The following is a 3,432-nucleotide window of genomic DNA, read 5'->3' on the forward strand; positions in this document are numbered from 1 at the left end:
TCAAGCCCGGATCGATTTTCATCATTTCGCTTCTCCTCATCAGGCCATGATCGGCTCGCGCACGATCACGTTCAGATCGCCCGATTCGACGTGCCACACGGTCGTGGCGAACTTGTCCACGAAGTAGCGGTCGTGCACGACGGCCAGCACGCTGCCCTTGAACGAGGCGAGCGCCTGCTCGAACTGCTCACGCGAGGGCACGTCGAGGTGGTTGATCGGCTCGTCCAGCACCAGCAGATTCGCGCCGCGCGCCACCAGCACCGCCAGCATCAGCCGCGCGCGTTCGCCGTAGCTCAGGCTGGCGACCGGCGTGAAGACGTCATCGCCGCTGAACAGGAAGTAGTGCAGGAACGAGCGCGCGTCGGTCTGGTTGAGCGGCGCGGCGGACTGGATCACGCTCAGGGCGTTTCCGCCGGGATCGAGGATCTCCTGCTGCTGCGCGAGGTAGCCGATCTTCACGCTCGGCCCGATGCGCACACGGCCCGCCAGCGCCGGGATCTGCCCCACGACCGTCTTGAGCAGCGTGCTTTTGCCGTGCCCGTTCGGCCCCAGCACGGCGATCCGTTCCCCGGCGCGCAGCGTCAGGGTCAGGTCGCGCAGCAGCGGCGCGGTGGGTGCGTAGCCAATGGTCAGGTCCTCGAGGAAGACCACATCCTGCCCGGTGGTAGGCAGATCAACGAAATCAAGCTTGAGGCCCCACGACTGCGCGGGCTTCTCGACGCGATCCTCCGAGGCGAGATAGTGTTTGAGGCGCGTTTCCTTCGCCTTGGCGCGCGCGGCGACCTTCTTGGCGTAGCGGCGCTCCTGGTCGTTGTTGGTCGCGTTTTCGCGCTTCACGGCCTTGCCCATCGTGAAGCGCACGTCGGCCTGCATCCTCGCGACCTCGACCTGCTGGTCACGCCACGCGGCCCACTGTTTGTCCAGCTCCGAGCGGACCGCGCCCACATAGTCGCTGTAGCTGCCCTCGAAGACACGCGCGGTGTGGGTGTGATCGTCCAACGCGACGATACGCGTCACGGTTTCGTCCAGAAAGGTGCGGTCGTGCGAGACGATCAGCACGCCGCCGGAAAAATCGCGCAGCCAGCCTTCGAGCCATTCCAGCGCGGTGATGTCGAGGTGGTTGGTCGGCTCGTCCAGGATCAAAAGCTGCGGATCGCGCACGAGCAGCGCGGCGAGGCCCAGGCGCGTCTTCTGCCCGCCGGAAAGCTGGCCCACGGGCGTCTCGCGGGGGACGTCGGCCAGGGACAGCCCGGCCAGCACCCGGTCGGCCTCGCCCGATCCGGCCTGGCGGCTGAGGTCTTCGAGGCGTTCGAGCGCGTCGGCATAGTCGGCCATGATCCGGTCGAGATCGCCGTCTCCGGCCATCGTCGCCGCCAGCCGCTCGACCTCGGCCTCGGCATGACGCAGCGCCGCCGTGTGCGGATCGATGACGTCGCTGAGCGGCGTATCGTCGGGCACTTCGAGGCCCTGCGCGAGATAACCGACGCGCAGATCCGACGGCGTGAACTGCACGCTGCCGCCATCCGGCGCGATCTCGCCCATGACGATGCGCAGCAGCGTCGTTTTGCCGCTGCCGTTCGGCCCCACCAGCCCGACGCGCTCGCCGGGGTTGACGCTGAACGTGATGTTTTTGAGCACCGGCTCGTCTGCGCCGGGGAATTGTTTGGAAAGATTGGAGACTGTGAGCATCGAAGGCCCTTCTTTTCTGCACCTGCACACAATAGGGTGGATCGGGAAACAAAAAACGCCGCCGGGCTACGATGCCCGTGCGGCGCGTGTCGGTTCGGTGAATGGGTGGCAGGAAAGGACGTCTGTCAGCCAGAATGCGACAAGGTCAGCAGCAAGCAGCCCGGAAAAGGACTAGCTATGAGCACCCTTGTCAGTCATTCGGAGCCTTTCTGCTCTGATTTGCGGAAGACGGAATGAGGCGCGGTCTGCGCGCTCGCCCCGACGCTGGTAATTGTAGGGGATCGACGGCGGCGTTGTCAAGGTGGGGGCTTTCTTTACTGACAGAAAGGCGACGAGATCGCGGTTCGCCGCAAACAGGCCACAGGGTATAATCCCCCGGCAGCGGATCGGGCCACGGCCCGGTTAAGGCACGGAAATAGGAGACGGGGGCTTATGCGAATTTTGATTCTGGGCGGGGATGGTTACCTGGGGTGGCCGACCGCAATGTACTTTAGCAAGCGCGGCCATACGGTCGGCGTGGTCGATAATTTTACGCGGCGCATGATGCACCTGGAGCGCGGGTCCGACAGCCTGACGCCGATCCGGTCGCTGCAAACGCGCGTTGAGGCGTGGCGCGAAGTCACCGGCTGCGACGTCGAGACGTTCATTGGCGACATCAAGGACTGGTACTTCATCAGCGGCGTGATCCGCGACTTCCAGCCGGACACCATCGTACACTACGGCGAGATCCCCAGCGCCCCCTACTCGATGATCGATGTGCACCACGCCGTGCAGGTTCACGAAAACAACGTCAACGGCACGCTCAACGTGCTGTGGGCCATGCACGAGTTCGCGCCGGACGCGCATCTGGTCAAGCTGGGCACGATGGGCGAGTACGGCACGCCCAACGTGGATATCCCCGAAGGCTACTTCACGATCGACTACAACGGGCGCACGGACACGCTGCCGTTTCCCAAGCAGCCCGGCTCGTTTTACCACCTGACCAAAGTGCACGACAGCCACAACATCATGTTCGCCTGCAAGATCTGGGGGCTGCGCGCCACCGATCTCAACCAGGGCGTGGTGTACGGCATCGAGACGGACGAATCGAACCTGGACGACCGGCTGCTGACGCGCTTCGACTACGACGAGTCGTTCGGCACAGCGCTGAACCGCTTCTGCGTGCAGGCCGTGGCGGGCATCCCGCTGACGCTGTTCGGGCGCGGCCAGCAGACGCGCGGCTACCTGAACATCCGTGACACGCTGCAGTGCATCGAACTGTCCACGCTCAACCCGCCCGAACCGGGCAAGATGCGCGTGTTCAACCAGTGGGTCGAGCATTTTTCGGTGATGGATCTGGCGAAACACGTCAAGAAGGCCGCGCGCGAGGTGGGGATCGACGTGACGATTGCGCACTACCGCAATCCCCGCGTCGAGGCGGAGGAGCACTACTATAACCCCGACCATACCGGCTTGTTCGATCTGGGCCTGAAGCCGCATTACCTGTCCGACTCGCTGGTGGAGAGCGTGATCCGGCGCGTGGTGCAGTACCAGGACCGCATCGTGAAGGACTCGATCGTGCCGCGCATCTATTGGGAGCGCGGCGGCACGGACGATTACGTCGAGATCGTGGAGGTCGAAGACGGGGCGTAGGCGGTTGACATATTGTCCTCATTGCCTGTCTCCCTTCCACTACGCAAGCGGAGCGATGACCTTCCCCCGATTTCTCGGACAGTGGAAATGTCGTAGACTGGAGAAATCAGG

Annotated in this window: 2 protein-coding genes; one reads left to right on the top strand and one right to left on the bottom strand. The window is 64.0% G+C overall.

Annotated features, from left to right (window positions below; translation table 11 throughout):
* Positions 1–39 precede the first annotated feature (39 nt).
* A complete protein-coding gene (abc-f, locus tag V7116_RS23260; RefSeq protein ID WP_324394381.1) occupies positions 40–1,689 on the bottom strand; it encodes a ribosomal protection-like ABC-F family protein in 1,650 nt (549 codons plus the stop codon).
* 432 nt (positions 1,690–2,121) lie between these two features.
* Between abc-f and V7116_RS23265 the strand changes: the two genes are divergently transcribed.
* Positions 2,122–3,321, top strand: coding sequence for an NAD-dependent epimerase/dehydratase family protein (locus V7116_RS23265; protein WP_324394382.1), 1,200 nt, complete (start codon positions 2,122–2,124; stop codon positions 3,319–3,321).
* Positions 3,322–3,432: the final 111 nt, after the last annotated feature.

It is taken from the genome of Aggregatilinea sp., from assembly GCF_036822615.1.
GTDB lineage: Bacteria > Chloroflexota > Anaerolineae > Aggregatilineales > Aggregatilineaceae > Aggregatilinea.